This window comes from Nonomuraea basaltis, from assembly GCF_005893125.1.
Lineage (GTDB): Bacteria > Actinomycetota > Actinomycetes > Streptosporangiales > Streptosporangiaceae > Nonomuraea > Nonomuraea basaltis.
Map to the genome: position 1 here is coordinate 59,454 of NZ_VCJS01000034.1, position 24,388 is coordinate 83,841.

Below are 24,388 nucleotides of genomic sequence, written 5' to 3' on the forward strand. Positions count from 1 at the left end.
GTGAGCCGGCCCGCTCCATAGCGTTCAACGATCATCATCTTCGGGATCGCCTGAAGGTGGTCCTGCGGGTCATCCGAGGTCACGACGGTGGAGCCCGGCCAGTCCGGCAGTGGTGAGCCCGGCGGCGACGACGGCCAGCAGGACCAGCGGCGTCGCGGTGAATTCGGCGACCGGAAGCCCAGGGGTCTGCGCGGACGGTGACACCTTCAAGATCGACGGATCGGCGTGCAGCAGTTCCACGGCGAACTCGAGCACGAGGCACAGGCCGAGCGCGGTATAGGGGATGATCGCGGCGAGCCGTGGCATCAGGCCGTACACCAGCGCCGAGATGGCGGCCAGCACCAGGACCGAAGGCAGCCGCGTCAGGCTCGCACCCAACAGCCGTGGAATCTCGCCGCCCAGATCTCCCGTGGAGAGCCCGTAGACCAGACCCATCCCGAGACCGAGCCCAGCGAGCACGATCCCCGACCCGGCCGCGACGATGGCCAGGTGACCGCCTGCCCAGCGCAGCCTGCCGACCGGGCCGGTCAGGATGATATCGGCACGGCCGGAGGTCTCTTCCGCCCGCAATCGCAGGGTCGCCTGAATCGCGTAGACCGTGATGACCTGGCTCATCAGGTAGATGACGAAGGCGAAGAAACCGTCGACGGGACGGCCACCGCCACCTATCCGCTCGATCACGCTCCTGAGGGCCTCGCTCGTGTTCAGCTGTTCGGCCACGCTCCGCGCCACGCCTCCCAGCCCGGCACCGAACGCGGTGAACGCGACGGCCCAGGCCAGCAACGTGCCCCGCTGCAGTCGCCACGCCAGGGCAAGCGAGGTGCGCAAGCCCGGCGCCGCGTCGGCGGGACCGAGCCGGGGCGGGAGGATTCCGGCCCCCAGGTCCCGGCGTGCGGATATCCGGTAGGCGCCGGCCACCAGCAGCAGGATCAGGCCGATGACAGGAAGCAGCGGCCAGTAGTGGTCACCGGCGAAGGGGCGCATGTGCTGGGTCCAGCCGAACGGCGACAGCCAGGACACCCAGGAGCTCTTCTCGACGTCCGCGATCGCGCGCACCGCGTACAGGACGCCCATCGCCGTGGCGGCGATGCCGCCGGCGGTACGAGAGCTTTCGGTCAGCTGGGCCGCCAGGCCCGCGAGCGCGGCGAAGACCCAACCGGCGGCGGCGACCGACAGTCCCATCACCAGGGAGCCCTGCGGAGGCAGCCCCTGGGCCATGAGCCCCAGTGCCACGACAAGGGCGGTGACCAGGTTGGCGGCGAACGCCACGATCAGCGCGGCCGTCAGTGCCGCGTGCCTGCCGACTACGGTCGAGCCCAGCAGTTCGCTACGGCCCGCTTCCTCCTCCGCGCGGGTGCTGCGGATCACCAGGAACAGGCTCGCCAGTGCGATCAGCAGGGCGGCCTGCCCGCGTACCCGCCACGCGGCGAGCCCCCCGGCGGACGAGTCATAGATCGGGCCGATCATCATGAGCTGTGTCGGGTCGCCGTTGGTCGTGTGGAGGAACGCCTGGCGCGCCTCTTCAGAGGGATAGGCGCTGGCCACCGAGCTCGCGATGCCGATCACGAGCATCGCCACGAGCCCGAACCAGACCGGCAACCTCACCCGGTCGCGTCGCAGGATGAGCCGGATCAGTCCGCCGGTGCCGGTGAGAGTGCTCATCGCTGGACCACCGCGTGCTTTCCGGTCGCACCCGTGCCGGACAGATCGTCTTCGTAGTGGCGCAGGAACATCTCCTCCAGCGTCGGCGGCTGGCTGACCAGGCTCCGCACGCCGACCTTCACGAGCTCGCGCAGCAGCGCGTCCAGCGCGTCGCCGTCGACCTGGCAGCGCAGCCGGTTGCCCTGCGTCCACAGGTCGTGCACGCCGACTGATCCGGTGAGTTGGGGGACGGGACCGGTGAGCTCGGCCGTGATCGAGGTGCGGCTGAGGTGGCGCAGCTCGGTGAGCGTGCCCGTCTCCACCGTGCGGCCGTGCCGGATGATGCTCACCCTGTCGCACAGGGCCTCGACCTCGGCGAGGATGTGGCTGGACAGCAGCACCGTGCGTCCCTTGCGCCGCTCTTCCTGGATGCTCTCCTGGAAGACCGCCTCCATCAGCGGGTCGAGGCCGGAGGTGGGCTCGTCCAGGATGAGCAGCTCGGCATCCGAGGACAGCGCCGCGACCAGGGCCACTTTCTGCCGGTTGCCCTTGGAGTAGGCCCGCCCCTTCTTGCGTGGATCCAGCTCGAAGCGCTCAAGCAGTTCGGCTCGGCGCTGGGGGTCGAGTCCGCCGCGCATCCGGCCGAGCAGGTCGATCGCCTCGCCACCGGACAACGTCGGCCACAGGGTCACGTCGCCGGGCACGTACGCCAGCCGGCGATGCAGTGTGGTCGCGTCTCGCCACGGATCGCCGTCCAGCAGCCGGGCCGTGCCGGAGTCCTGGCGCAGCAGGCCGAGCAGGACCCGGATGGCAGTGGACTTGCCGGCCCCGTTCGGACCGAGGAACCCGTGCACCTCACCGGCCCGGACCGTCAGGTCCAGACCGTCGAGTGCCCGTGTCTGGCCGAAGGTCTTGACCAGACCGGACACGGAGATCATGTTTGACATGATTCGCAGACTACATGAATTTCACGAAATTCGTGAAGTATCGATAGTCTGTAACCTGGGGCCTATCAGAGGCGACGCGCAGGGGTGTGCATGACCGAGAGAGCCGACGACGAGAGCGGCATGATCGAGAGAGCCGACAACGCGCCCACGGCCGACGCGCTGCGGTTCCTCGAACGCTTCGCCGTGATCATGTCTGACTCGGGTTATCCGCGCATGGCCGCACGCGTGCTCGCGGCGCTCCTCATCGCCGACGACGGCCGGCGTACCGCCGCCGAACTCGCCGACGTGCTGCAGGTCGGCCCGTCGGCCGTCTCGGGTGCGGTGAAGTACCTGATGAGGGTCGGGATGGTGGCCCGGGAGCGGGCCCCCGGAGAGCGTCGTGATCATTACCGCGTCGACCAGACGGCTTGGTACAAAGCGGCAGCGTCGAGTGACGAGGTGTTCCGTCGCTTCGAGGAGGGGGCGCGCGATGGGGCCGAGGTGCTCGGCACGGACACGCCCGCGGGTGCCCGGATGGACGAGACCCGGCGCTTCTTCGCGTTCCTCCGCAGCGAGGTCCCCCAGCTTCTGCATAAGTGGAACGAGTTGAACGCTCAGCCCGCAGAGCAGTCGGGCAGCCCGGGGCGAGGAGCCCGGTCCGTCCGATGACCCGCACTTGGTGCGCGGGCTTGCCCGGGTGGCCGGGCATGCGGGTTTCATGCGCAGATCATGCGGCCGTTGATCGATCGTGGTCAGTGAAGTCAGTCGCCACGGAGGTAACACATGAAGCACATCCGACACGCAGCCGTCCGCGTCCTGGGCCGGATTCGCATGGGAGGCATGTACACCTACTGGAACTTCTTCAACTAACCGTCTGAGGGCCGACGAGTGACGCATGCAGCTGGTTCGGAGCGACCGCCCGGGCCCCGAGGGCACGGGTTGTTCGGCAACACCGAGGAGTACGACCGGGACAGGAACGGGTTTCTGGAACGGTGCCACAGTGAATACGGGGATGTCTTCTCGTTCGACGCCCGCACCATCGTGGTGTCCTCACCGGATCAGGTGCATGCGCTGCTCACCAGAACCAACAAGGATTTCCTGGCCGAGAATTCGCCGCTGGCGGGACGCGTGGACACCGAGCGGATGGCGGCCGACGCCGAGCTGTGGACCACGACCCGTCGCGCGGGCTGGCAGGGTCTGCACAGGAGGGTGGCGCAGGCGCACGCCGAGCGGCTGCGCGAGGTCTTCTTCAAGACCGTCGGTGACGGGGAGATGGACGTGCTCGCCACGATGACCGATTTCTTCGGCCGGGCGACCGCTGACTTCTGCCTGAGCGCCGACGCGGAAGGCGTGCCGGAGACGTTGGCCGAGAACGTGGCGGCCATCGACCCCCTGTCGCGCGATTCGCTGCAGCTCCCGCCGTGGTGGCCGTCGCGCCGGGTGCGGCGCTTCGCCAGGTCCCGCAAGCGGCTCCTGGCGCTCATGTCCGACATCGTGCGCCGTCGCCGCCAGGCCGGAGATCCGTCCGCTCAGGATCTGCTCAGCGTGCTGCTCGCCTCGGGCGACCGGGAGCTGTCCGACCTGCAGATCGAGCGGTTCCTGCGCGGGATCATGCTCGCCGCGCTCGGCGTCCCGGCCACCGCGTTCACCTGGATCGTGTACGAGCTCACCACGCGGCCGGACGTGCTGGCCCGGCTGGAGGCCGAGGCCGCTTCGGCCGGCGATGTTCCCGTCGTGGAGGAGCTGCCGTACACCGAGGCGTTCGTCAAGGAGGTGCTCAGGCTGTGGCCGCCGACCTGGCTGATCGGCAGGACCGTACGCCGGGAGACCGAGCTCGACGGTTGGCGTCTCAAGACGGGGGATCAGGTGCTGTTCAGCCTGTACCGGCTGCATCGGGATCCACGCTGGTGGTCCGACCCTGACCGGCTGGTGCCGGAACGGTGGCTGGAGCCTCATGTCGCGCCCGTCAGGCACACCTACCTGCCGTTCGGCGCCGGGCCGCGGGTGTGCGTGGGAACCCAGCTCGGCATGATGCAGTTGACGTTGGCGACGTTCTGGCTGGTCAGCTACATGGACCTGGCTCGGCCGCAGGAGACGGCGATCGTGCCCGATTTCAGTGGTCTGCTGGTGCCGCGTGACCTGAGGGTCCGGTCGCGGAGGAAGGCCGCACGGCAGAGCGCCTGATCTTCTCCTGTACGTTCTGGGCCTCGGCCGCGCGGTGTTGCCTGAGATAGAGATCGAGCGCTTGCTGCCAGGCGTCCCTGGCGGCGGCGGGCCGGCCCGTTTCGTGGTGGACGTCGCCGATGCGGGCCAGGGTGTCGGCGCCCTGAAAGGTGTTGCCGAGTCTCTCGCGCAGTTCGAGGCATCGGCTGTAGTAGTCGAGCGCCTGATCGTGTTGCCGCGCCCGGTGGGCGATGTAGCCGAGGCTGTCGAGCGTGGCGGACTCGCCGTTCGAATCCTCGTACCGCTGGAACAACCCCAGAGCCTGCTCGCAGTACGAACGCGCCTTCGGGTACTGGCCGAGCTTGGCGTGGCACCATCCGGCGGCGCTGAGCGCGTTGGCCTCCCAGAGGGGGTCCCGGAGTTCCCGCTGGAGGCGCAGGGCGTTCTCCACATGAGGGAACGCGCGCTCGGGGTCGCCTCGTACGAGCCAGGCATACCCGAGGGTGTGGCTGGTGTGCGCCTGCCCGGCGAGGTCTTCGTCCTGCTCGAACAGCTTGTACGCGAGCCCCAAGTGCTCTATGCCGTCGCCGGCCCGGGCGGCCTGGGCGTAGGCGTACCCCAGATACCAGTGGGCGAAGGCCCGGGTGCCCGGGTCGCCCAACCGCTCGGCGGCGGCCAGAGCCGTCTGCCAGGACTCGAGTCGCAGCTCGTGGTGGCACCGCTTGTGGAACGTGTCCATCGCCCAGGCCAGCCGCCAGGCGGCGGCGTCCATGCCCAGCCGTACGGCGAGCTGCTGTACGGCGATGAGGCCGGACTGCTCGGCCTCGAACCAGGCCCAGGCCGACGCGGCGTCCTCGAATACGTCCTGGCCGCGCTCGGGGAGGATCCGCGCGGCCAGCGGACGGTTGGGGAACAGCAGCCGGTCGCCGGCGCACGCGGTGTGCACGTAGTGGTCGACCAGGCGGGTGAGCGCCTCCGCCCGCTCATGATCGGGCCGGTCGGACTGCGCGCGTTCGGCGGCGTAGAGGCGGATCAGGTCATGCGTGCGGTACCGCCCGGGACGGTGCTGATGGATCAGGTTGGCGGCTTCCAGGTCGTGCAGCAAGACCCGGGTGCGGGAGGCGGGCAGGCCGGCGAGCGCGGCGGCCGATCGCAGGCTGATGTCCGGCCACGGCGCCAGTCCCAGCAGCGCGAACAGCCGGGCGGTGGCGGCGTCGAGAGCCTCGTACGAGGCGGTGAACGTGGCCCGGAGGTCCGTGTTCAGGTCGCCGGTCTGCAGGGCGTCGAGGCGGGTGGAGGGGCTGCTCAGCTCCTGGGCGAGGACCGACAGGGGAAAGCCGGGGTGCATGGCGGCGCGTGCGGTGAGCACGCCGACCGCCAGGGGCAGGCCGCCGCTGTGCTCCACGAGGACGGCCACGCTGTCGGGATCCTCGCCGATCCTCGATTCGCCCAGGTGGCAGCGGAGCAGGCGGCGGGTCTCGGCGGGCGTGAGGGCGTCCAGCCCGATCAGGCTCGCGCCGCGGGTGGCGTTCAGTCCAGGGAGGCGGTTACGGCTGGTGATCACTACGGTGCCACCGGGGCTGCCCGGGAGCAGCGGCTCGACCTGCGCCACGTCGCGGGCGTTGTCCAGGACGACGAGCAGGCGGCGGCCCGCGACCAGTGACCGGTAGAGCCCGGCCTGGGCCTCCTCCTCGGCGGGGATGGCCGCCGCCGGGACACCGAGGGAACCGAGAAAATGGCGCAGCGCCACATGAGCCGGCAGCGGGCCGCTGTTCGGGTCGAACCCGTGGAGGTTGACGAAGAGCTGGCCGTCGGGGAAGAGGTCGATGTTGTCGTGCGCCCAGTGCAGGGCCAGCCAGGTCTTCCCCATGCCCCCGCCGCCGCTGACGGCGGCTATGGCCACGCTGTTCGTGGTCCGGTCACGGGCGAGGCGATCCAGCTCGGCGCGTTCGCGGTCGCGGCCGACGAAGTGCGGTGGCGGAGCGGGTAACTGCCGGGGGACCGGCACGGGGACCACCGGATTGCGAGGAGCGCCATGTAGCTGATGCCGTAGTTGATGGCGTGGCTGTTGACGGGACGGTTCCGGAGCGGTGTCCGAGGTTCCCAGAGGGGTGTCCGCGGGTTCGCGCTTGCTGTCCGAGGTGAGGATCCGCTGGTGAAGCCGCTGCAGCTCGCGTTCGGGCTCCAGCCCCAGCTCCTCGATGACCCGCTCCCGCAGCCTCCGGTAGACCGTCAGAGCGTCGGCACGCCTGCCGCTCCGATACAGGGCGAGCATGAGCCGACCGTGCGCCGGCTCCCGCAGGGGATGGTCCGTGATGACCGCGGTGAGCTCAGTGATGGCCTCGGCATACCTGCCCATCGCGAGCATGGCCGAGCCGCGCTCCTCCACCGCTTCCAGCCTCAGCTCCTCGAGCCTGGCCGCCTCCGCCGGGACGAAGGAGCCGTCGATCCCCATCAGCGGGGCCCCGTGCCACAGGCTCAACGCCTCGTCGTAGTGGGTCATCGCGGTCTCCAGGGCACCTCCCGCCGCTGCCTCGCGGGCTTGCGCCACGCAGTCGAGGAACCTGGTCAGATCGAGCTGATCGGGCGCCAGCCGCACCACGTACCCGGGCCGCTGCGTACGGATCAGATCGTCCCCCGCGGCGATGCACGTCTTCCTGAGGTCGGAGACCAGCATCCGGACGCGGGAGGAAGGAGAGCTGGGCAGTGGCTCGCCCCACAGCGACTCCGCCAGCCGCTGGACCGACACCACACGGTTGGCGCTCAGCAGCAGGATCGTCAGCAACGCCCCCTGCTTGCCGGTCAGGACGACGTGTCCGGCATCGGTCTGGAGCTCCACCGGCCCGAGCACGCGGAACCTGGCCCGCGTGCGACCTTCAGAATCCACCTGCGACCTCCAGCCAAGCTGACGAACCGGACCGGCGGAACCTGCACCCCGACGTGTGGAAATCTGTCCAGGACATTTGTCAGGATAGTCGAGACTCGATCATGGCGGCAGCCTGCTCCGGCGGGGCGAAGCCGAGGGCTTGAGGGCACGGCGCTGCTCACCGGGCAGGCACGATGAGCAGGCGGGGCTGTACGGCTCAGCCGCCGCGTTCCGGAGGTCGGGCATCCGGCCGCTTGCTGAGGCGCCTGCCGTACACGGTGGATCAGAGCCGGATCTGGCTCCCCTGGTCGTCGACCACGTCCGCGGTCTCGTCGTCCAGCCACAGGCCGCCCGTCGCCAGGTAGCGGAATCGGTGGATGCCCGACGGCAGGATCACCGAGATGGTGCGGGTTCCGTTGCGGCGGGGCACCAGCTCGTGCTTGCCGGGCTCCCATCCGTTGAAGTCGCCGACGACGCTGATCACGCCCGGCGGTTGATTGACAGGCATGCTGAAGGTGATCCGGGTCTTGTTGCCGAACAGTCGTGCACGTCTGAGCATCGGGGGGTGCTCCTTCCTCGGGTCGAGCAAGGCACAGCCTCCCGTGCGTCGAGTCACAGCGCAGCACGACACGCGGGACGTAACGTGACGTTCACGGTAGTTTTCGACATGACGTCGGTCCGGGCGGTGACCAGGTCTTCGGTGCGGGGAGGGAGATCTCCGGCGCCGGCGATCGAACCAGCGTCCGGCTGCGGGCAGGAGCGGTAACGGCGTCTCGCCGGCGCAGGTCATCAGCGGTAACTGCGCGTTAACCGGCCCTTTCTCCAAGGCGGCCGTTGGCGGGCTACTGTAACGACAGGTGGACAGGGTGATTCGGGCGGCAGATATTGGACAGTGGAGGTTTTCATGGATGCGCGCCTTGACCATCTCGTCTGCTGGGTGGCCGACCAGCTCCGATCCCTGAGGTTCTACGAGCAGGTGGTCGGCCTGCCCGGGGTGCGGGCCGAGGAGTTTCGCGAGGGAAAGGCGGCTTTCCCGAGTGTGCGGATCGCGCCGGAGAGCATCCTCGACCTCATGGCGTACGAGGTCGCGCCCAGCGTGGACGAGGGCACCGGGGTGAAGGGCAGTGCCGGGCATCCGGTCAACCATTTCTGCCTGGCCGTCAGCAGGGAGGATTTCGATGCGCTGCAGGTCAGGCTGAAGCAGCACGGGGTGGAGATCACCGGCACCGGTAGCAGTTCCTTCGGGGCGCAGGGAATCGCGCCGGAGACGATTTATTTCCCGGATCCCGATGGCAACGTTCTGGAAGTTCGCTATTACCAGTGAACCGCCTCGCTGCGCCCTCACCGCAGGGTTCTGCGGAGCTTTCCCCGTACGGCGCGGCGGACCATCGGGCCCATGTCCTCCAGGGCCGTGACCAGCGTGGCCAGCTCCTCCAGCGCGTTCAGCGCCTGATCGGCGCCTTCGGCGTCCACGCCCTCGTACAGCTCCAATCCGACGAACGCGGCGGCCGTCGCCTTGGCCAGGCCCGACACGTCCACGAACTCGGCCAGCGGCGAGTTCGCCAGGACCCGCCGGAGCGCCTGCTCCACCTCGGCGATCCACAGGCTGAGGCCGGCGGTGGCGGCGGGGGCCAGCGTGGCGTCGGTCTGGCTGCCGGCGAGGAGCTGGGCGAGCGCCGCGACGCTGCCTTCCGCCCGCTCCTCCGCGTGCAGCGCGCGACCCAGATCCAGCAGCTCGCGGAGGGAGGTCACGGACGCGAAGCGGTCGCGGTAGAGGGCGATGCGCTGCTGGGAGCCGTGCTCGCAGGCGGCGGCGAGCAGTTGGTCGACGCTGCCGAAGTGGTAGAAGACGAGGGCCTGGTTGACGCCGGCCGTGGAGGCGATCGTACGGGCGGAGACGCCGGCGATCCCCTGCCGCTTGAGCGTCTCCAGCGCGCCTTCCAGCAGTTTCGTACGTGTGTCGGCCACTCGATGTCCTTACGCGTCAGCACCGGGCGTCCTCTCGCCCTGGCCTCACGTTAGCGGTGCTCCGTCCGGCGTCGAAGCGCTCACCGGCCACAGCCGCCTGTGGGAACTGTCGGCCGGGTCTGGTACACAGGGCGGCATGGGTGTGAGCGTCGATGAGTTTCTGGAGCTGCTGGACGAGCTGCCCGAGGTCCGGATGAGCCACGGCGGTGAGTGGATCGGCCTCAAGGTGCGGGACAAGGGGTTCGGCTACCTGTGGGAGGCGACCGAGACCGTCGGGCTCAAGGCCACGATCGAAGAGCAGATCGCGCTGGTCAACGAGCGGCCCGAGGTGTTCGAGGTGCAGTTCACGGCCGGGCGGTTCGGGTGGGTGGTGGTCCATCTCGACAAGATCGACTCCGATGAGCTGTTCGAGCTCGTGGCGGAGGCGTGGTGCCTGACCGCGCCCAAGCAGCTGGTGGCCGACTTCGAGGCCACCCACCAGATCGGGCAGCAGGTGCGTCCCGGGTAATCTCGGGCAGCGTGACCGACGTGAACATCCGGCTGCGGGAGTGGCGCGACAGCGACGCGCCGGTCGTGCTCAAGGCGTTTCAGGCGCCTGATCTGCGGCGGCAGGCGGCCTGGCCGATCGTCACGCTCAAGGACGCCCTGGGGTGGATCGCCTCCTGGCAGGGCGTCGGCCACGCCTTCGCCGTGACGGTCGACGGCTCAGGCGGGGAGCGGGTGGTCGGGAACGTGGCGGTGGCCGGGATCGACGCGCACGACAACGGATGGGTCTCCTACTGGGTCGTGCCGGAGGCCCGGGGGCGGGGGATCGCGGCGGCGGCCACGGAGAAGGCGGCCCGGTGGGCGTTCGAGGAGCGCGGGCTCTTCCGGCTCGAGCTGGGGCATCGTACGAACAATCCGGCCTCGTGCAAGGTCGCCACCAAGGCCGGGTTCCGGCCCGAGGGCATCGAGCGGGGCAAGCTCTGCTACGAGGGCGTCCGCTACGACGTCGAACGCCACGCCCGCCTGGCCACCGACTGAGGTGCCCGGCGACCTCGGCGATTCCTGCCGCCGCCTGGCCAGATGACGGCGGGCTGATCTACGCTTTCTGAGTGGACAGCCAGAGTCTGGCCGCGGCCGGCCTCCTGGCGGCCCTGAGCCGGGCGTCGGGGATCCTCGCGGAGTTACATCACCCCTTCGTCAGACGTGAGCACTTCTCCGTCTTCATCCCGCCCGCCGGTGCCCGCATCCGCACCGCCTTCACCCTGCCCGACGGTCGCGAGGTGTCTTTCGAGGTCTCCATCGCCGCCTCCGCCGACGCCTTCCACGTGGAGGGCTCGATCACCGCGGAAGACGAGATCATCCTCGCGTTGCCGCGCAAGAGCGTCCTGGACATCCACGACGCGCTCGTCGTGCTCGACGACTATGCCGGCGACTTGGCCGCCCCCGCCGGTCGCACGATCGACCAACTGCTGGAGGGCCTCATCTAAAACAGTTGGACATGGTTGTCTAGTTGTCAGACAATGCTGGAATGAAGAACGGACCTCTCGCGGTCATCGCCGCCTCCGTGCTCTGGGGCACGGCCGGCACCGCGGGACTGCTCGTCTCCGCCGACTCCATCGCCCTGGCCGCCGCCCGGCTCGTCGTCGGAGGCACGGCCCTGGCCTTGCTCGCCGGGACGGGCGTCAGGCGCGTGATCAGCCCCGGCTTGCTGCTGGCCGCCGCCGCGGTGGCCGCGTACCAGCTCTGCTTCTTCGCCGCCGTCGGCCGCACCGGCGTGGCCATCGGCACCGTGGTCGCGATCGGCAGCGGGCCCGTCTTCACCGGGCTGCTGTCCTGGATGCTCCACGGCCGCCGCCCGAGCGGCCGGTGGACGCTGGCCACCACGGCGGCGATCTGCGGCTGCGCGGCTCTGATCGTGGGCGGGGACGCGCAGGCGGGCGGGCAGATGGTGTCGGGAGTGTTGTTCGCGCTGCTCGGGGGGCTGCTGTACGCCTTCTACGCGGTCACGGCGGCGCGGGCGATCGGAGATGGGGAGCAGTCCAACGCGGTGATGGGGGTGCTGTTCGGCGGGGCGGCAGTGATCATGCTGCCCGTGCTGCTGATGGGCGATGCCGGGTGGATGGGGGAGCCGCGGGGGCTGCTGGCCGTGATCTACCTCGGGCTCGGGACCACCGCTCTGTCCTACTTCCTGTACGGGCGGGGCCTGCGGACCACTCCCGTGGCCACGGCCGCCACGCTGGCACTGGCCGAGCCCGCCGTGGCCGCGTTGCTCGGGCTGGTGGTGCTCGGTGAGCGGCTGACGCCGGTCTCGGTCGCCGGGCTCGTGTTGCTGGCGCTCAGCCTGGTGGCGGTGGCCGTGCCGGAGAAGTTGGCCGTACCGGAAAGGGCGTTAGAGTCGCAGGCGTGACGTTGCCGCTCAGACCCGTCTCCACCGTCGGGGCGCTCGCCGACGCCCTGCGCAGCAGGGTGCTCTCCGGCGAGATCGCGCCCGGCACCCCGCTGCCCGAGCAGGAGATCGCCGCGTCGTACGGCGTCGCCAGGCCGACCGTGCGGGAGGCGCTGGCGAGCCTGGTCCACGAAGGACTGCTCAGGCGCGAGCGCAATCGCAGCGCCTATGTCCCCGAGGTGACGATCTCGGACCTCAACGACCTCATGTACGTCCGCCGCCCGCTCGAGGACCTCATGGCGCAGGCCGTGGCCGGGCAGCGGGTTCCCAGGGCGGAGGCCGCGCTGCACCGGATGGCGGCGCTGCCCGCCGGCGCACCGTGGTCGGAGTCCGTGGCCGAGCACATGGCGCTGCACCAGGCGCTGATCGAGGCGGTCGGCAGCCCGCGGCTCGAACGGCTCTACGGCGTGCTGGCGGCGGAGACCCGGCTCGGGCTCGTGCGGCTGCGGGAGATCTACAAGGACCGGGACGTGCTGGTAAGTGAGCATCGCGAGCTGCTCGACGCGATCGCGGACGGGCCGGAGGACGCGGCCAGGGCGGCGGTGGCGGCGCATCTCAGCCACTCCTGGGGTGACCAGAGCGCTGCCTCCAGGCACTCCTGGGGGGACTAGAAGCCGCTCCCGTAGGCCGGGAGAAGACCGCTTCTGACGTGGCCAACCGCACCATTGCGCGCGAACCCTTGCGGGACTGCCATGGAACTCGCAAGAATCGCGGCCATGCACGGCAACCCGATGCCGGACTCCTACGTGTATGTCACGGAAGAAGGCGTCACCCGTCACTACGCGGACGGTAGCGTCGAGGCCCTCGCGTGGGAGGACGTGGTGGAGGTCCGTGTCGTCACCGAATCCGGGGAAGACGTCCTCTACATCCTGCTCGACCGCGACGGCGAGGGCTGCGTGGTGCCGCGCTCGGCCACGGACGCCACCTTCCTCGCCCGCCTGCGCTACCTTCCGGACTTCGACCTCGACCGGCTCACTCTGGCCTCCGATTCCGCACACGACGGAGTCGTGGTCGTCTGGCGCAGCCCGGACCCGCCGTCCGCATTGCCGGACCTGGAGTACGACTAGAACGCTCGCCCGACCGTAATCTGCCGAAATATCCCCGTAAGTCTCATATATTTTTCTCGCGCCGCTGCACTCCTGGACCGTTCCGTCAAGCCTCAGGCCCGCCGGTCTTGCGTCCGATTGTGGACATTTGACGTTATTCCCCATGCCGGAATCGATCTTTACTCTTTAGTGGGGGCCGCCGCCCTTGATTGGTACGTGGGACTTGTCAACCCATGTGGCACAAGGAACGTCAAGTTATCGCGGTGCAAAGTGTTGTCAGGGTGGTGTTATGAGGGTGGGGACTGGGGAGTCCGCTGTCGTGCTCCTCGAGGCCGTGCCACGTCGTGCGTCCAGCATCTGGACGCGGGCGTATCTACGGCTTCTGTTATACGGGGACACGATCTGCGCGCTCCTGGCATGCGTATGCGTGCTGGGCATCCGGCTGATCGCCGGCGCGTTCGTTCCAGTGGTCGAGTACATGCTCGGATTCGGCCTCCTGATCGCCTGGCCGGTCGCGCTCATGATGGGCGGCGCGTACCGGCAACGGGCCAATGGCGAGGGGACGGAGGAGTTCAAAGCGGTTTTCAACGGCGGCGTCGGCCTGATGGCCACTGTCGCCATCATGGCCTATGCCACGCAGACCGTGATCGCGCGGAGTTTCGTGATGGCGATGCTGCCGCTGGCCTTGCTGGCCACGCTGTACTTCCGCTACCGGATGCGCAAACGTCTCCACCGAAGGAGAGCGGTGGGCGACTACATGCGCCAGGTGATCGCGGTCGGGCACCGGGAGTCGATTCTCAGCCTCGTGATGCAGTTCAGGCGTCAGCCGTATCACGGAATGCAGGTGGTGGGAGCCTGCCTTCCTGGCAACGCGATGGACGCCGACCTGGACGGCCTCCCGGTGCTGGGCTCCTTCGGCGACGTGGCGAGCGCGGTCGAGCGCACGCGGGCCGACGCCGTGGCCGTGCTGGCCTGTCCCGAACTGGACGGGGCCGCGCTGCGCCGGCTGGCCTGGAGCCTGGAGACCGCGCGCACCGATCTGTTCGTGGCCCCGGCGCTCCTCGACGTGGCCGGGCCGCGCATCAGCATCAGGCCCGTCGCGGGCATGCCGCTCCTGCACGTGGAGCATCCCGAGTTCGACGGCACCAAGCAGGTCGTGAAGGCCGTGTTCGACCGCGTGGTCGCGGGGGTCGCGCTGCTGCTCCTGGCGCTGCCGCTGCTGGCGATCGTGCTGGTGATCCGCCTCACGAGCCGGGGGCCCGCGCTGTTCTACCAGACCAGGGTCGGCAGAACCGGCAAAGAGTTCCGTGTCGTGAAATTTCGGACCATGGTGGTCGATGCGGAACAGCTCAGGGACGCCCTACTTGACGCGAACGAGTTCGACGGAGTGCTCTTCAAGATTAGGAACGATCCAAGGATCACCCGCGTAGGCGCTTTCCTGCGGAAGTACTCCCTCGACGAGCTGCCGCAACTGCTCAATGTCCTGCGCGGCGAGATGTCCCTCGTCGGCCCGCGCCCGCCGCTGCCGGAAGAGGTGGGCAAGTACGGCGCCGACGTCCGCCGCCGCCTGGTGGTCAAGCCTGGCATGACCGGGTTGTGGCAGGTCAGCGGCCGCTCCGACCTCACCTGGGAGGAGTCCGTACGCCTCGACCTGCGGTACGTGGAGAACTGGTCGCTCATCCTCGACCTGCAGATCCTGTGGAAGACCTGGTCCGTAGTCACCCGTGGAGAAGGGGCTTACTAGCGGTGAAAGCACTCGTGCTCGCCGGGGGGTCGGGCACACGGCTCCGGCCCATCACCCATACCTCGGCCAAGCAGCTGGTCCCGGTCGCGAACAAGCCGGTCCTGTTCTACGGCCTCGAGGCCATCGCCGCGGCGGGGATCCGGGAGCTGGGCCTGGTGGTCGGGGACACCCAGCCGGAGATCGAGGCGGCCGTGGGCGACGGCTCGGCGTTCGGGCTGCAGGTGACGTACCTGAGGCAGAAGGCACCGCTCGGGCTGGCCCACGGAGTGCTGATCGCCCGCGAGTACCTGGGCGACGACGACTTCGTCATGTATCTGGGCGACAACTTCGTCGTGGGCGGCATCAACGGCCTGGTGGACAGGTTCGCGCGTGAGCGTCCCGCCGCCCAGATCATGCTGACCAGGGTCGGCGACCCCCGCCAGTTCGGGGTCGCCGAACTCGACGCCAAGGGCCGTGTCGTCGGCCTGGAGGAAAAACCCGCGCAACCCAAGAGCGACCTGGCGCTGGTCGGCGTCTACCTGTTCAGCTCGGCCATCCACGCGGCCGTGGGGGAGCTCAAACCGTCGTGGCGGGGCGAGCTGGAGATCACCGACGCCATCCAGTGGCTGATCGAGGCGGGACTGCGCGTCGAGTCCTCGGTGATCTCCGGATACTGGAAGGACACCGGCAACGTCACCGACATGCTGGAGGTCAACCGGCTCGTCCTGGAATCGGTCGAGGCCCAGGTGCGGGGACAGGTGGACGAGACCAGCGAGCTGGTGGGCCGCGTCGTCGTCGAGCGGGGCGCGGTGGTCGAGCGCTCCCGCGTCGTCGGCCCGGCGATCATCGGCGAGGGGGCGCGGATCCAGGACAGCTACGTCGGCCCCTTCACCTCCATCGGCGCAGGATGCTCGGTCATCGGCAGCGAGATCGAGTATTCGATCGTGCTGCCCAGGGCCTCCATCGCCGGGGTCGGCCGCATCGAGGCTTCGCTGATCGGCCACGACGTCGAGGTCACCCCGGCGCCCAACACGCCCAGAGCCCACCGCCTGGTGCTGGGCGATCACAGCAAGGTACAGATCTCTTCATGACAAGAATTCTGGTGACGGGTGGCGCGGGGTTCATCGGCTCCCACTTCGTCAGAAGCCTGCACGACGTGTACGTCACCGTGCTCGACAAGCTGACCTACGCCGGCAACCGGGCCAACCTCGACGGGGTGCGGCACGAGTTCGTGCACGGGGACATCTGCGACGCGAAGCTGCTCGAAGCCGTGGTCCCCGGCCACGACCTCGTGGTGAACTTCGCCGCCGAGTCCCACGTCGACCGCTCGATCGAGGGCGCGGCCGAGTTCGTACGCACCAACGTGCTCGGCACCCAGACGCTGCTGCAGGCGTGCCTGGAGGCCGGGGTGCCGAAGGTGGTCCAGGTGTCGACCGACGAGGTGTACGGCTCGATCGACGTCGGCTCCTGGGACGAGTCCGCGCCGCTCCAGCCCCGCTCGCCGTACGCGGCGTCGAAGGCGGGCGCCGACATGATCGCCCGCTCGTACGCGATCACCCACGGCCTGGACGTCTCGATCACCAGGTGCGGCAACAACTACGGGCCCAGGCAGTTCCCCGAGAAGCTCATCCCGCTGTTCATCACGAACCTGCTGCGCGGCCGGAAGGTGCCGCTCTACGGGGACGGCGGGAACGTACGGGACTGGATCCACGTCGAGGACCACTGCGCGGGCATCCGGCTGGTCGCGGAACGGGGCAGTCCCGGCGAGGTCTACCACATCGCGGGCACCGCCGAGCTGACCAACAAGGAGCTCACCGCGCGCCTGCTCGAAGCCTGCGGCCGTGACTGGGACCTGGTCGCGTACGTCGAGGACCGCAAGGGCCACGACCGCAGGTACTCGCTGGACGACTCCAAGCTGCGGGCCCTCGGCTACCGGGCCGAGATCCCGTTCGGGCAGGGGCTCAAGGACACCGTTCGCTGGTACGCCGAGCACCCGGACTGGTGCACCGTATGAGATGGCTGATCACGGGGGCCGGCGGCATGCTGGCCGCCGACGTCCTCGACCGCGTGGCCATGACCGGCGAGCCGGTGCTCGCGCTCGGCCGGCGCGACTTGGACCTGTGCGACAAGCGAGCGGTGCGCGACTTCGTGTCCGCCTACCGCCCCAGAGTCGTGATCAACTGTGCCGCCTGGACCGCGGTGGACGACGCCGAGACGCACGAGGCCGAGGCGCTGGCCGTCAACGGGCACGCGGTGCACTGGCTGGCCGAGGCCTGCGACCTGGCCGCGGCGCGGCTGATGCACCTCTCGACCGACTACGTCTTCGACGGGGCCGGCGCGGAGCCGTACCGGGAGGATTCGCCGACCGCGCCGGTGAACGCGTACGGCAGGACCAAGGTCGCCGGGGAGCTGGCGGCGCTGGAGCACGGCCATTACGTGGTGCGCTCCGCCTGGCTGTACGGCTCCGCGGGACAGAACTTCGTGAAAACCATGATCAGGCTGGCAGCCGAGCGCGAGACCGTCGAGGTGGTCGACGACCAGCGCGGCCAGCCGACGTGGACGGTCGACCTGGCCGACTACCTGGTACGGCTGGCGCAGTCCGACCTGCCGCCGGACGTCTATCACGGCACCAGCGCCGGCGAGACGACGTGGTTCGGGCTGGCCAGGGAGGTCTTCACGCTGCTTGGCCTCGATCCCGAGCGGGTGCGCCCCGTGACCTCCGCGTCCTTCCCGCGGCCGGCCACGCGCCCGGCCAACAGCGTGCTCGCGCACACCAGGGGGAAGCCGATCCGGCATTGGCACCAGGCGCTGCACGCGGCCTGGCCGGTGCTTACGCGTGGGCGCCAGTGCAGCGTCGTCTAAGAGACTCGGTGCTGTGGTTCATGGTGGCAGTCCTCGCCGGGTGGGCGAGCCTGCGCCTGTTCGGATGGGAGCCGAAGTTCTTCTGGTCCCAGCTGGTGTCGTTCACTCCTTATGCGGCTGCCCTCTCGCTGGTGCCGCTGGGTTTCGCGGTCCTCATGCGCGCTCTGCCGCTGCTGGTGGCCGCGCTCATGGTGACCGGCGCCTTCGCGGCGATCGTGGTGCCGCGCGCGGTGCCGCAGCGTAACCCGCCCGCCGAAGGTCCCGCACTGCGGGTGATGGCCGTCAATCTGTTGCACTCCTCCGTGCTGCCGCCCGTTCTGGTGGACGCGGTCGAGCGCGATCGGCCGGACGTCCTGCACCTGCTGGAGTTCACCGATCAGATGAGGGAACGGGTGGAGGAGCTCGGGCTGGGGAGGCTTCTGCCGTACGAGATCGTCCTGCCGGGGACGGAGTCCGAGGGCGCGGCGATCTACTCGCGCTACCCGATGCGGCCCGCGGACGTGCCGATCGACGCCCCTCCCTTCAGGCGGAGTCCCCGCCACCTGCCCGCCGTTCTCACCCTGCCGGGCGGGCGGGAGGTGGAGCTCGTCGCGGTCCACGCGTGCGCGCCCTCAGAGGGCTGGCGTACGGCGTGCTGGGCGTCGAGCATCCGGGCACTGCCACCCGCTGGAGGGCGCCTGCGGGTGCTGGCCGGGGATTTCAACTCCACCCTCGACCATGCGGTGCTGCGTGACCTGATCGCCACCGGCTACCGGGACGCCGCCGACGTCACCGGAAAGGGGCTCTCCATGACCTGGCCCTATTACGAGCGGCCGCGGCTGTTCCCGAAGGTGGCCATCGACCATGTCCTGGCCGATCGCCGTATCGCGATCCGGAGCTTCCAGACCCTGCACCTGCCCCGGACGGATCATCGCGCGACGCTCACCGAGCTGGTTCTCCCGTGATGTCACGTTTCCGGAGCTCGGACCGATATGTCATGGACACCCAGGGGGATGGATGACGAGGTTACCGGGGCAGGCCGCCAGGAAAACGGTATTAGGCACCGTGCTGGACGCTCTCACGATGAGCCAGGTGATCGCGCAGTGCGTGGTGGCGGTTTCGGAGAAGAGGCGCCTCACCATCGGCGTGGTGAACGCCGCCAAGGTCGTCAACATGCGCACGGACGCCGCGTTGCGCCAGTCGGTTCTCGACAGCGATCTCGTGCTGGCCGACGGGCAGGCGGTGGTCTGGGCCGCGCGGATGCTCGGCCACCGGCTTCCGGAGCGGGTGGCGGGCATCGACCTGTTCACCGAGCTGATGGCCGAGGGAGACCGGCGCGGCTACCGCGCCTATTTCCTCGGCGCGACCGATGAGGTGCTGGCCCGAGTGCTGGAAGAGGTACGACTGCGCTATCCCGGATTGGGCATCGCCGGCTCGCATGACGGCTATTTCCCGGTGGAGGACTCGGCCGAGGTCGCCGCCGAGATCGCCGAATCCCAGGCCGATCTGTTGTTCCTGGGCATCACCTCGCCGAAGAAGGAGATCTTCATCCGCGAGTGGGGCGAGAGCACCCAGGCGCGGATCATCCACGGCGTGGGCGGCTCGTTCGACGTGCTCGCCGGGCACACCCGCAGGGCGCCGCTGCGCTGGCAGCGCCTTGGCCTGGAATGGCTCTACCGAATGCTGCAGGAGCCACTGCGGCTCGGGCCGCGCTACGTGCGGACCAACGGCAGATTCCTGCTCCTGGTGGTCCGGGAGTGGGCCGGTGTCAAACGCAGGATCGAGGAGACGACGTGACGGATCACCGGATCGCTCTGCTGAGCTCCGGACATCAGGACTTCGTGACGGGCATGGTGGACCTGTCGGTACGCGGGCTGCCGCCCGGATACGCCGACGGTGAGTTCGTGTTCACCCGCCGTGGCCGGCAGGACGCCGACGGGAAGTGGACGGCGGTGCCGGAAGGGCGCAGCATCCGTTACTCGGCGATCGTCGCGCTCGGCGTGGCGACCCTCGAGGAGGAGCGGCAGCGGGCGGCACTGGCCGGTGACAGCCTCCTCGACCTGGTGGGCAACCTGATCAAACGGCTGCCGGACGTGACGGGTCTTGGCGATGCCGCGCTGATCTGCTGGGCGGCGGCGGAGGCCGGGCACGTCGATCTCGATCTGGCGCTGAGCCGCCTCGCGGAGCTGGACGTGGGCACCCAGGTCCACACCGTCGAAGCGGCGTGGGCGCTGGCCGCTCTGGTCGCGGCCGGGGTGACTGATGACCGGGTCGAGCGCGCTCGCGAGCGGCTGCTCGGCGGGCTGGCGGGCAACCGGCTCTACCCGCACGCGCTCGGGAAGGGGCCGCTGGTCCCCCGGTACCGCGCCCACGTGGGCTGCTTCGCCGATCAGGTCTACCCGCTGCAGGCGCTGGCCAGGCTGTACGCCGCCACCGGCGACGCCGAGGCGCTGCGTGCGGCCGAGCAGGTGGCGCGGGGAATCTGCCAGGCCCAGGGCCCGCAGGGGGAGTGGTGGTGGCACTACGACGCCCGCACCGGGTCGGTGGTCGAGGGGTATCCGGTCTACAGCGTCCATCAACTGGCGATGGCGCCGATGGCGCTGCTCGATCTGGCCGACGCGGGGGGCACCGCCTACGTGGCGGAGATCTCCAAGGGACTCGACTGGATGATCGAGCGGCCCGCCTTCGTGCTCGAGGAGCTCGCTCTGACGTGGCGCAAGGAGGCCAGGGCGGATCCCCGCAAACTGGTGCGCGGCCTGCGGGCCGTGGCGACGGGAGTGCATCGGGGAATGCGCCTCGGCGTGCTGGACCGGGTCTATCCGCCGGTCGCCGTCGATCGGGAGTGCCGGCCGTACGAGCTGGGATGGCTGCTGTACGCGTGGCTGGCCACATGTGGACAGCCCTCGTGACTTCCGCCTGATTCAGTGCGATAGATCGATTTCAGGGCTCGGGGGAGTAACGGCTCTTTTAGGGGGTTCTCGTGTTGAGGCGGCTTCGCCATGCGCTCCTGTCCATCCTGCTGCTCACCACCGGCCTGGTGCTCATCGCGCCATCCGCCGCGCAGGCGCTGCCGGGCAACTTCCAGAAACAGGTCGTCTTCAGCGGACTGACCAATCCGACCAACATCGAGTTCGCCTCGGACGGCCGGGTGTTCGTCGCCGAGAAGAGCGGCCTGATCAAGGTCTTCGACTCCATCACCGACACCACGCCGACGATCCACGCCGACCTGCGCACGCAGGTGCACAACTTCTGGGACCGCGGGCTCCTCGGCATGGCCCTGCACCCCGCTTTCCCGGCCGATCCGCGCATCTACGTCCTGTACGCCTACGACGCGGTGCCCGGTGGCACCGCGCCACGCTGGGGGACGGCAGGCGTGAGCGGTGACCCGTGCCCGACTCCGCCCGGCGCCACCGGTGACGGCTGCCTCGTCACCGGCCGCTTATCCTCACTGGCGCCCTCGGGCAGCTCGGTCGTCGAGACCCCACTGATCACCGACTGGTGCCAGCAGCATCCGAGCCACTCCGTGGGCGACCTCAAGTTCGGCTCCGACGGCATGCTCTACGCCAGCGGCGGCGACGGCGCCAGCTTCAACTTCGCCGACTACGGCCAGGACAACCTGACCAGCTCGGACATCACCCCGGACAACCCCTGCGGCGACCCGCCATCGCCGGTCGGCACGGCGCTCACCCCACCGGCCGCCGAGGGCGGCGCGCTGCGCTCGCAGGACCTGCGCACCGGCGGTGACCCCGCCGCACTCAACGGCAGCATCATCAGGATCGACCCGAACACCGGCGCGGCCGCTCCCGGCAACCCGAACGCCGGCAGCAGCGATCCCAATGTGGCCAGGATCATCGCCTACGGGCAGCGCAACCCGTTCCGCTTCACCATCCGGCCGGGCACCAGCGAGGTCTGGGCCGGTGAAGTCGGCTGGAACACGTGGGAAGAGATCAACCGCATTGCCAACCCCACCGGCCCGGTGAGCAACTTCGGCTGGCCCTGCTACGAGGGAACGGGCCGCCAGGGCGGCTACGACAACCTGAACCTGACCCTCTGCGAGAACCTGTACGCGGCGGGCGCAGGGGCCCACACGCAGCCGTACTTCGCCTGGAACCACGGTTCCAGGCCCGCGCCGAACGACCCGTGCCCGTCCGGCGGCGCCTCTTCCAGCGGCGTGGCCTTCTACAACGGCGGCTCCTACCCCGACGCCTACGACGGCGCGATGTTCTTCTCCGACTACAGCCGCTCGTGCGTCTGGGTCATGACCAAGGGCGCCAACGGCCTGCCCGACCCGGCGACCATCACCACGTTCGACTCGGGCATTCCCACGGTGGAGGTGCAGACCGGCCCCGGCGGAGACCTCTTCGCGGTCGACTACGCCAACGGGCAGATCATCCGCTACATCTACAACAACAACCCGCCGGCCCCTGTCATCGGCACGAGCGCCACGTCGGGCAGCGCGCCGTTCACGGTGAACTTCTCCTCCGCCGGATCCGCGGATTCCGACGGCGACCCGCTCACCTTCCAGTGGGACCTGGACGGCGACGGTGACCTCGACGACTCCACCTCGGCCACCCCGTCCTTCACCTACACCCAGCCGGGCTCCTACGTCGTGAAGCTGCGAGCCGACGACGGGCGTGGCGGTCAGGGAGAGGCCACCGTCACGATCAACGTGAGCAACACGCCGCCGACCGCGACCATCAACTCCCCGTCGTCGTCCCTCACCTGGGCAGTCGGGGACACGATCTCGTTCTCCGGCACCGGCACGGACGCCCAGGACGGCACGATTCCGGGGTCGCGGATGTCGTGGAAGCTGATCATGCATCACTGCCCCAGCACGTGCCACGAGCACGAGATCACCACGTTCACCGGCACGAGCGGCTCCTTCGCCCCTCCGGATCACGAATATCCCGCTCACCTGGAGCTCAGGCTGACCGTCACCGACGCGCACGGCCTGACCGACACCAAGAGCGCGCTGCTCCAGCCGAAGACGGTGAACCTGACCTTCCAGACCGTGCCCGCCGGGCTGCAGCTCGGCTTCAACAGCGAGCAGACCATCGCGCCCTTCACCCGGACGGTGATCGTGGGCTCCCACAACTCGGTCTCCGCGCCCTCGCCGCAGAGCGCCGACGGCTTCAGCCACACGCTCACCTCCTGGTCCGACGGCGGTGCTGCCAACCACAACATCACCGCGCCCGCCACCGCGACGACCTACACCGCGGCCTACCAGCAGTCGCAGGCACCGGACGGGCTGGTGGCCGCCTACGCGATGGACGAAGGCGGCGGCACGGCCGTCGCCGACGCCTCAGGCAAGGGCAACAACGGCACGGCCGCGAACACCACATGGACCGTCACCGGCAAGTACGGTCAGGCGCTGTCTTTCAACGGCACCTCCAGTTGGGTGACGGTGGCCGATTCCAGCACGTTGCGGTTGGCCGATGGGATGACGCTGGAGGCGTGGGTGCGGCCTACCAGTGTCGCGGGGTGGCGGACGGTGTTGATGAAGGAGTTCGGCGCCGATCTGGCCTACGCGATCATGGGTAGCGGCAGCAGCGGTCCGGCGGCGTTCATCCACACCTCGTCGGGGGCGAACGCGCCCGCTGCGAGCAATCTGCCGTTGAACGCGTGGAGTCATGTGGCGGCCACGTATGACGGGTCGACGTTGCGGATGTTCGTGAACGGCACGCAGGTGGCCACCAACCCGACGGGCGGCAACCTGCGCACTGGGACGAGTCCGTTGCGCATCGGTGGCAACAGCGGTTCGGGCGAGTATTTCAGCGGCCTGATCGACGAGGTCCGCGTTTACAACAAGGCGCTCACCGCAGCCCAGATCACCACCGACATGAACACGCCCGTCGGCCAGCAGGGACCGCCCGACACCCAGCCGCCCACCGCACCGGGCTCGCCGACGGCGACCGGCGGCCAGGGCAGCGCCCAGCTCACCTGGACGGCCTCGACCGACAACGTGGCCGTGACCGGGTACACCGTCCACCGATCCGCCACCGCCGGGTTCACCCCGTCCGGCGCCAACCAGGTGGGCTCGACCGCGAGCACGTCGTTCACCGACTCGGGTGTCGCGGCGGGCACGTACTACTACCGCGTCGTGGCCTTCGACGGGTCCAGCAACACCAGTCCGTCGTCCAACGAGGCGTCGGCGGTCGTGACCGAGCCGCCCACGGTCACGGGGCTGGTGGCCGCCTACGGAATGAACGCGGGCACCGGCACCGTCGTCACCGACTCTTCCGGCACCGGCAACAACGGCACGGCCACCTCGGCGACCTGGTCGGCCGGCAAGTACGGTCAGGCGCTGTCTTTCAACGGCACCTCCAGTTGGGTGACGGTGGCCGATTCCAGCACGTTGCGGTTGGCCGATGGGATGACGCTGGAGGCGTGGGTGCGGCCTACCAGTGTCGCGGGGTGGCGGACGGTGTTGATGAAGGAGTTCGGCGCCGATCTGGCCTACGCGATCATGGGTAGCGGCAGCAGCGGTCCGGCGGCGTTCATCCACACCTCGTCGGGGGCGAACGCGCCCGCTGCGAGCAATCTGCCGTTGAACGCGTGGAGTCATGTGGCGGCCACGTATGACGGGTCGACGTTGCGGATGTTCGTGAACGGCACGCAGGTGGCCACCAACCCGACGGGCGGCAACCTGCGCACTGGGACGAGTCCGTTGCGCATCGGTGGCAACAGCGGTTCGGGCGAGTATTTCAGCGGCCTGATCGACGAGGTCCGCGTTTACAACAAGGCGCTCACCGCAGCCCAGATCACCACCGACATGAACACGCC

The 24,388-nt window shown here is 69.3% G+C and carries 22 protein-coding genes; 17 read left to right on the forward strand and 5 right to left on the reverse strand.

Annotated elements, in window-relative coordinates:
• Positions 1-69 precede the first annotated feature (69 nt).
• Entirely contained in the window at positions 70-1,662 is a 1,593-nt protein-coding gene (locus EJK15_RS18470; protein WP_138711685.1) for an ABC transporter permease, read from the reverse strand.
• Positions 1,659-2,588, reverse strand: a complete 930-nt coding sequence (locus tag EJK15_RS18475) for an ABC transporter ATP-binding protein (protein WP_138711686.1) — start codon at positions 2,586-2,588, stop codon at positions 1,659-1,661. Before EJK15_RS18475 ends, EJK15_RS18470 begins: the two co-directional genes overlap by 4 nt.
• Before the next feature lie 90 nt (positions 2,589-2,678).
• Between EJK15_RS18475 and EJK15_RS18480 the strand changes: the two genes are divergently transcribed.
• Together EJK15_RS18480 and EJK15_RS18485 are read left to right on the forward strand one after the other, a co-directional pair.
• Positions 2,679-3,236 carry a GbsR/MarR family transcriptional regulator gene (locus EJK15_RS18480; protein ID WP_240777041.1) on the forward strand — a complete coding sequence of 186 codons (558 nt, stop codon included), beginning with the start codon at positions 2,679-2,681 and terminating at the stop codon, positions 3,234-3,236.
• A gap of 270 nt (positions 3,237-3,506) precedes the next feature.
• Entirely contained in the window at positions 3,507-4,751 is a 1,245-nt protein-coding gene (locus EJK15_RS18485; protein ID WP_206060942.1) for a cytochrome P450, read from the forward strand.
• Here EJK15_RS18485 and EJK15_RS18490 read toward each other — a convergent pair.
• Entirely contained in the window at positions 4,681-7,617 is a 2,937-nt protein-coding gene (locus EJK15_RS18490; protein WP_138711688.1) for an AfsR/SARP family transcriptional regulator, read from the reverse strand. The two genes, EJK15_RS18485 and EJK15_RS18490, sit on opposite strands and share 71 nt — an antisense overlap.
• Positions 7,618-7,879: 262 nt before the next feature.
• Positions 7,880-8,155, reverse strand: coding sequence for an isoamylase early set domain-containing protein (locus tag EJK15_RS18495; RefSeq protein ID WP_138711689.1), 276 nt, complete (start codon positions 8,153-8,155; stop codon positions 7,880-7,882).
• Between the two features lie 345 nt (positions 8,156-8,500).
• Here EJK15_RS18495 and EJK15_RS18500 point away from each other — a divergent pair, with 345 nt between their 5' ends.
• Positions 8,501-8,920, forward strand: coding sequence for a VOC family protein (locus tag EJK15_RS18500; RefSeq protein ID WP_138711690.1), 420 nt, complete (start codon positions 8,501-8,503; stop codon positions 8,918-8,920).
• A gap of 17 nt (positions 8,921-8,937) precedes the next feature.
• On the opposite strand, the gene EJK15_RS18505 is transcribed toward EJK15_RS18500, so the two are convergent.
• Positions 8,938-9,564: a TetR/AcrR family transcriptional regulator gene (locus EJK15_RS18505; RefSeq protein WP_138711691.1), complete on the reverse strand. Its 627-nt coding sequence runs from the start codon at positions 9,562-9,564 to the stop codon at positions 8,938-8,940.
• A gap of 136 nt (positions 9,565-9,700) precedes the next feature.
• Between EJK15_RS18505 and EJK15_RS18510 the strand changes: the two genes are divergently transcribed.
• From EJK15_RS18510 to EJK15_RS18575, 14 genes are all read left to right on the forward strand, one after another.
• Entirely contained in the window at positions 9,701-10,072 is a 372-nt protein-coding gene (locus tag EJK15_RS18510) for an MmcQ/YjbR family DNA-binding protein (RefSeq protein ID WP_138711692.1), read from the forward strand.
• An 11-nt stretch (positions 10,073-10,083) separates the two neighbouring features.
• A complete protein-coding gene (locus EJK15_RS18515; RefSeq protein WP_138711693.1) occupies positions 10,084-10,587 on the forward strand; it encodes a GNAT family N-acetyltransferase in 504 nt (167 codons plus the stop codon).
• Between the two features lie 71 nt (positions 10,588-10,658).
• Complete coding sequence (locus EJK15_RS18520; protein WP_138711694.1) at positions 10,659-11,036, forward strand: hypothetical protein; 378 nt, start codon at positions 10,659-10,661, stop codon at positions 11,034-11,036.
• Between the two features lie 41 nt (positions 11,037-11,077).
• Positions 11,078-11,956, forward strand: coding sequence for a DMT family transporter (locus tag EJK15_RS18525; protein ID WP_138711695.1), 879 nt, complete (start codon positions 11,078-11,080; stop codon positions 11,954-11,956).
• Positions 11,953-12,606 carry a GntR family transcriptional regulator gene (locus EJK15_RS18530; protein WP_138711696.1) on the forward strand — a complete coding sequence of 218 codons (654 nt, stop codon included), beginning with the start codon at positions 11,953-11,955 and terminating at the stop codon, positions 12,604-12,606. Before EJK15_RS18525 ends, EJK15_RS18530 begins: the two co-directional genes overlap by 4 nt.
• Positions 12,607-12,687: 81 nt before the next feature.
• Positions 12,688-13,062: a hypothetical protein gene (locus tag EJK15_RS18535; RefSeq protein ID WP_240777043.1), complete on the forward strand. Its 375-nt coding sequence runs from the start codon at positions 12,688-12,690 to the stop codon at positions 13,060-13,062.
• 268 nt (positions 13,063-13,330) lie between these two features.
• The gene (locus EJK15_RS18540; protein ID WP_138711697.1) at positions 13,331-14,785 is read left to right on the forward strand and encodes a sugar transferase; all 1,455 of its coding nucleotides are present in this window, start codon (positions 13,331-13,333) and stop codon (positions 14,783-14,785) included.
• 2 nt (positions 14,786-14,787) lie between these two features.
• Entirely contained in the window at positions 14,788-15,855 is a 1,068-nt protein-coding gene (locus EJK15_RS18545; protein ID WP_138711698.1) for a glucose-1-phosphate thymidylyltransferase, read from the forward strand.
• Entirely contained in the window at positions 15,852-16,778 is a 927-nt protein-coding gene (rfbB, locus tag EJK15_RS18550; protein WP_138711699.1) for a dTDP-glucose 4,6-dehydratase, read from the forward strand. Before EJK15_RS18545 ends, rfbB begins: the two co-directional genes overlap by 4 nt.
• Positions 16,775-17,626, forward strand: a complete 852-nt coding sequence (gene rfbD / locus EJK15_RS18555; RefSeq protein WP_138711700.1) for a dTDP-4-dehydrorhamnose reductase — start codon at positions 16,775-16,777, stop codon at positions 17,624-17,626. Before rfbB ends, rfbD begins: the two co-directional genes overlap by 4 nt.
• Positions 17,627-17,646: 20 nt before the next feature.
• Positions 17,647-18,570, forward strand: coding sequence for an endonuclease/exonuclease/phosphatase family protein (locus EJK15_RS18560; RefSeq protein WP_138711701.1), 924 nt, complete (start codon positions 17,647-17,649; stop codon positions 18,568-18,570).
• Between the two features lie 52 nt (positions 18,571-18,622).
• Positions 18,623-19,402, forward strand: coding sequence for a WecB/TagA/CpsF family glycosyltransferase (locus EJK15_RS18565; RefSeq protein ID WP_138711702.1), 780 nt, complete (start codon positions 18,623-18,625; stop codon positions 19,400-19,402).
• Positions 19,399-20,514: a hypothetical protein gene (locus tag EJK15_RS18570; protein ID WP_138711703.1), complete on the forward strand. Its 1,116-nt coding sequence runs from the start codon at positions 19,399-19,401 to the stop codon at positions 20,512-20,514. Before EJK15_RS18565 ends, EJK15_RS18570 begins: the two co-directional genes overlap by 4 nt.
• Positions 20,515-20,585: 71 nt before the next feature.
• The coding region (locus EJK15_RS18575; RefSeq protein ID WP_171074395.1) for a LamG-like jellyroll fold domain-containing protein at positions 20,586-24,388 on the forward strand (3,803 nt) is incomplete at its 3' end.

Coding starts and splice junctions, on each gene's coding strand:
- EJK15_RS18480 (WP_240777041.1), top strand. CDS start 2,679: ATGACCGAGAGAGCCGACGACGAGAGCGGCATGATCGAGAGAGCCGAC.
- EJK15_RS18470 (WP_138711685.1), bottom strand. CDS start 1,662: ATGAGCACTCTCACCGGCACCGGCGGACTGATCCGGCTCATCCTGCGA.
- EJK15_RS18495 (WP_138711689.1), bottom strand. CDS start 8,155: ATGCTCAGACGTGCACGACTGTTCGGCAACAAGACCCGGATCACCTTC.
- EJK15_RS18510 (WP_138711692.1), top strand. CDS start 9,701: ATGGGTGTGAGCGTCGATGAGTTTCTGGAGCTGCTGGACGAGCTGCCC.
- EJK15_RS18540 (WP_138711697.1), top strand. CDS start 13,331: ATGAGGGTGGGGACTGGGGAGTCCGCTGTCGTGCTCCTCGAGGCCGTG.
- EJK15_RS18525 (WP_138711695.1), top strand. CDS start 11,078: ATGAAGAACGGACCTCTCGCGGTCATCGCCGCCTCCGTGCTCTGGGGC.
- EJK15_RS18565 (WP_138711702.1), top strand. CDS start 18,623: ATGACGAGGTTACCGGGGCAGGCCGCCAGGAAAACGGTATTAGGCACC.
- EJK15_RS18560 (WP_138711701.1), top strand. CDS start 17,647: ATGGTGGCAGTCCTCGCCGGGTGGGCGAGCCTGCGCCTGTTCGGATGG.
- EJK15_RS18475 (WP_138711686.1), bottom strand. CDS start 2,588: ATGTCAAACATGATCTCCGTGTCCGGTCTGGTCAAGACCTTCGGCCAG.
- rfbB (WP_138711699.1), top strand. CDS start 15,852: ATGACAAGAATTCTGGTGACGGGTGGCGCGGGGTTCATCGGCTCCCAC.
- rfbD (WP_138711700.1), top strand. CDS start 16,775: ATGAGATGGCTGATCACGGGGGCCGGCGGCATGCTGGCCGCCGACGTC.
- EJK15_RS18535 (WP_240777043.1), top strand. CDS start 12,688: ATGGAACTCGCAAGAATCGCGGCCATGCACGGCAACCCGATGCCGGAC.
- EJK15_RS18500 (WP_138711690.1), top strand. CDS start 8,501: ATGGATGCGCGCCTTGACCATCTCGTCTGCTGGGTGGCCGACCAGCTC.